Source organism: Bacteroides coprosuis, from assembly GCF_020741705.1.
GTDB classification, from domain to species: Bacteria; Bacteroidota; Bacteroidia; order Bacteroidales; family Bacteroidaceae; genus Bacteroides_E; species Bacteroides_E coprosuis.
In genome coordinates, this window is the sequence record NZ_DYYK01000054.1 from 1 (window position 1) to 4,062 (window position 4,062).

Genomic DNA, 4,062 nt, shown 5'->3' on the forward strand with positions numbered 1-4,062 from the left:
AGAGAGTGATGAAGTAATCCCTGTTCTAATGGAGGAATCTCTACAAGAAATAAAGCGCAAAGAACATGTTGTTTTTCCAATGTGTCCTGTTGCACAAGAGTATATAAAAGCACATCCCGAGTGGAATACGCTAGTAGAATAATGGATTTCTACCAGCAAGCTAAATTTTAACTTAACAAATAATAACTATGCAAATATTAATTTTATCTCTCATCGCAGTAGCTAGTACAGTACTTCTTACCAGAAGCAAAATGCAAAAAGCAACTGTTAGAATTAGAAAATAAGCCTATGTATAGGCATTGCTAACTACATAGATTTTAAAATACGTTTTATAATTAGTTTGAACTATATTCATATTACAAGTTTTTATTTATCTACAAAAGAGCGTTTTATACGCTCTTTTTTTATGCCCAACCCCTATCTTAATCCCCATATACCAAGTTTCTTTTTGTCAATGAACGTATCTGATTCATAGTTGATAGGGGGATTTTATATCAAGTTACGAACTGTAAGCAAAACACCCTTTTTAGCTTATAGAATGTAGTCAGTAGGCTTTTATGAGAGAACACAACTCTTACATAGATTGTATATTTTCTGGATTAACATTGTTTATTCTTTTTACAAACTCTTAAATACTATCTATAAACTATTGATATTCAATACAAAGCAAATAATAGAAAGAGCTCTAATATCTAAATGATACTATTTTAACGCAAATGACTTCAAAATATCAATCAAAATACGTATTTTTGTATTTAATTGTTAGACTATAAAATTCAGATTAAATATAAAAGTGTATGAAGCACTTAAATTTACAAATCCCCATCATTCAAGCTCCAATGGCTGGAGGCATTACTACTCCACAACTGGTAAGCAAGATAAGTAACTTAGGTGCACTAGGTTCTTATGCCGCTGGCTATATCAAAACTCCTCAAATGGAGGAAGACATTAAAGAGATTCAGTCTTTAACCCATAAGCCCTTTATGGTTAATCTTTTTGTACCCGAAAAGTACATTGTAGATCCTGACGCAGTGCAAATTGCAATCAAAGCGCTAGACCCTATCTACAAAAAGTTTGAACTGACACCTCAGTTGCCCTCCAATAATCCCGAGAAAGACTTGAAAAGATTCAATCAGCAAATAGATAAACTGATTGAATTACGAGTACCTATTTGCTCTTTTGTCTTTGGTATTCCAAGCAAGGAGGTCATACAGCGCTTGAAGGACAATGACATATTGACTATGGCAACTGCAACAAGCGTAGAGGAAGCACTAGCAATAGAAAAAGCGGGAATAGATATCGTTATTGCACAAGGTATTGAAGCAGGTGGACATAGAGGGGGATTCTTAGAACCCATGCAACAAATACCTTTGACAACCTTACTGCCTCAAGTGGTAAAGGCTGTTGCCATTCCTGTAATAGCTGCGGGCGGAATTATGACCAAGCCAGATATTCAGAAAGCAAGGGAGCTTGGAGCTATAGCTGTACAAATGGGTACTGCCTTTCTACTGACCGATGAAAGTGGTGCTACAGAGGCTTATAAGGAGAGCATAATTCAAGAGAAACAAGATAATACAGTGCTGACTAAAGCATTCTCTGGCAAATATGCGAGAGGGATTCGCAATGAGTTTATTACTCTGATAGAGAGTCAGCCCGAAAATGCCATCCTTCCCTACCCGATACAAAATAGCCTAACTAAGTCTATTCGCAAATCAGCTAGGAAGAATCAAAATCCACAATTCATCTCTTTGTGGTGTGGACAAAATGGCTACTCAGGAAAGAGACAAAGCGTGAAAGATTTATTAGATAGCTTAATCTAAATAATCTTCTCCCATTAGGATATTAAGGAAAGAGTATGGTTCTCACGAACCATACTCTTTTGTTTTATATCTGGCAAAGCGCATTCATCCTTAACTTATTCAAGTAAATAGAAAGGCAAATGGCTCAGTCTATAAAACTCAATAAGGCACCCTAATCACTTAGAGTGCCTTATCGCAAATGATACTAAAAAATAAATCAATGAAAAAACTAACTATCAATCACACACTATTTTATTATGAACTATTATGGTATTTGTCGTATCATTTGAACTCGATCGCTATATTACCTTTATCAAATCATTATCTAGCGACAACTATAAACTAACACTAAATACATCATTTTTATTAAATCAACTAGTAACTTTATTAGACACTAAAAAATACAACATGTATAAATACAAGTGAATTTTGTTCTAAGGATTTCTTAATGCCTGAGAAGCCTTTTACCTAGAAAATCTATGGATGCCCAAAAGACATGGAATGAAAGCTCTTTAAAAAAGAAAGTTATCTACTCTATCCAGTAGCATTTGTGAAAGATTAGAGCTTATCAGAGAATTAACATATAGATCTTTTCATAGTTAAGGTTTAATCAAAATTCTAAATATCCCACATGGATATTCATTATGTATAGTTAAGGTTTTAATTAGGTTTCTATCTTATGTAATGCAAGATAACACTTTTTTTTATTATTAAGCCTTATATTTTCTTATTTATTACACAAATTGGTATCAGATTTAACGTTTAAAGCTGCAAAATCTTCTTAATAATTCCTATTCCAACTTTTTTATTCTCATTCTCTCTCTTGAAATAGATCTTCGTACGCATTTTAATTTGTAGCTTTAATCTAAATTATAAGATAGGATACGTTTTAATCTACTGAATATCATGAAATACACGCTGAAAAACACAGTCACTTTTATACCTACTTCACAATATCTACAAGAGTACAGCCAACCCGAAAAGTTTATAGAGTTCTGTAAGCAATGCCATAGATACACCAAAAGTTGGGCTTGCCCTCCCTTTAGTTATGATCCCCTGCCACTAATCAACACATATCCTTACACTTATATTATAGGAACACAGGTTTGTTTCACCAAAGAGTTTAGAGATCAAAACCAGACAATGGAGAAAACTAAAAAGGCAGGAAGCGACGTGATGTTCGAGGTTAGAGCCTTGATAGACCAAGAGTTATTGCGACTAGAGAAAGAGTTTGCAGGCACTAGAAGTTATTATGCGGGCTCGTGCCACTTATGTCCAGAAGAATCTTGTACACGCAAAGACAACCAACCTTGTAGATTTCCCAACTTAATACGCCCTTCGCTGGAAGCTTTTGGGTTTGACATAGGGAAAACCACTTCTCAGCTCCTAGGGCTCGAATTGAAATGGAGTACAGATGGCAGTCTGCCCGAATACTATATTTTGGTAAGTGGATTAATGAGCCTGAATAAACTACCCGATTCTTTTCAACTTGAGCTACCTTAGACTAATTTCATATACAACTATCTTATAAAGAGGCCAACTGACATACTTATACAAACATACTTATAAATAGCAGTCAGTTTCAAGCAAATTACTTTCATATAAGAGCAATGAAATTAGTTTAGATCAACATTATCTTCTTAATAATTGGGTTTATTCAATAGAACTTTTATATTTGACAATATGTTTATTCCTTTCTATGCTGAAAAAGAAGATTTCTTCATAAAAAATGAACAATATCTACTGCATAGAAGTTAGATACTTATATAATTTAAATTTGTCTCTTTCTTAACCTAAAAAAGGTTATTACAATAAAAGAGCGGGCATGTATTACTACTGCTCGCTCTTTTTCATAAAAAAATCTCATCTTAAGAGACACCTCTTATACACACAACTAATAAATACTTATTTTTTTGCTCGATATTTCTTTTCTAAAAAGTAAGATATCACCAATCCTATACCTCCAAACAAAGCAGAAAGTGCAGGGTAGAATATATTTAAAGCATCTTTCACTCTATGATCCATTTCGTACACAGAATTGGTTATGGATACATCAATAACACAAGCTATTGCAATACCTAGACCGATACCGATCAATAGGCAGCCAATATGTAAAGCTGTACTCTTTGTAAACTTGGTGTGATTACTAAAGTAAGTATTACTAAAAGCCTCTCCTGGCAAGTCGGCAGATATTTTCTCGATGATTGCAATTCGTTCTTTACGGGTTACAAATAACTCGCACATCTTATAAAAGAAATAAAAG

General features: G+C 33.9%; 3 protein-coding genes. 2 read left to right on the forward strand and 1 reads right to left on the reverse strand.

Annotated elements, in window-relative coordinates; genetic code table 11:
- Positions 1 to 797: 797 nt before the first annotated feature.
- Together K8V80_RS03230 and K8V80_RS03235 are read left to right on the forward strand one after the other, a co-directional pair.
- Positions 798 to 1,820, forward strand: coding sequence for an NAD(P)H-dependent flavin oxidoreductase (locus K8V80_RS03230; protein ID WP_276775421.1), 1,023 nt, complete (start codon positions 798 to 800; stop codon positions 1,818 to 1,820).
- A gap of 885 nt (positions 1,821 to 2,705) precedes the next feature.
- The gene (locus K8V80_RS03235; protein WP_276775423.1) at positions 2,706 to 3,302 is read left to right on the forward strand and encodes a DUF2284 domain-containing protein; all 597 of its coding nucleotides are present in this window, start codon (positions 2,706 to 2,708) and stop codon (positions 3,300 to 3,302) included.
- A gap of 402 nt (positions 3,303 to 3,704) precedes the next feature.
- Here the strand turns inward: K8V80_RS03235 and K8V80_RS03240 are convergent.
- Positions 3,705 to 4,062 (reverse strand): DUF6249 domain-containing protein (locus K8V80_RS03240; RefSeq protein WP_276775425.1); only part of this gene is annotated, 358 nt, incomplete at its 5' end.

What these genes read in the sequence shown, in the direction of transcription:
- K8V80_RS03230 (WP_276775421.1), top strand. Translation starts at nt 798, where the DNA reads ATGAAGCACTTAAATTTACAAATCCCCATCATTCAAGCTCCAATGGCT.
- K8V80_RS03235 (WP_276775423.1), top strand. Translation starts at nt 2,706, where the DNA reads ATGAAATACACGCTGAAAAACACAGTCACTTTTATACCTACTTCACAA.